This window comes from Nonomuraea sp. MG754425, from assembly GCF_021699195.1.
GTDB lineage: Bacteria > Actinomycetota > Actinomycetes > Streptosporangiales > Streptosporangiaceae > Nonomuraea.
On sequence record NZ_SSXE01000575.1, the window covers coordinates 1 to 300 of the forward strand.

General features: G+C 70.0%; 1 protein-coding gene. It reads right to left on the reverse strand.

What is annotated here, in order from left to right; translation table 11 throughout:
* Positions 1-300: hypothetical protein (locus tag FAF44_RS54030; protein ID WP_237111234.1), on the reverse strand; the 300-nt coding region annotated here is incomplete at both ends.

Consider the following 300-nt stretch of genomic DNA (forward strand, 5'->3'; position numbering starts at 1 on the left):
GCGCTGGCCGCCGAACTGGGCCTTACCGCCGAGCGGCTGCTGGGTGATCATGGAGTACGGGCCGGTCGACCGGGCGTGGATCTTGTCGTCGACCAGGTGGTGCAGCTTGAGGATGTACATGTAGCCGACCGCGATCGGGTACGGGAACGGCTCGCCGGAGCGTCCGTCGAACAGCCGGGCCTTGCCGCTGCCCTGGACGAGCCGGTCGCCGTCGCGGTTGGCGACCGTGTTGCCGAGCAGGCCGACGATCTCCTCCTCGTGGGCCCCGTCGAAGACCGGGGTGGCCATGTTGGTGCGCGG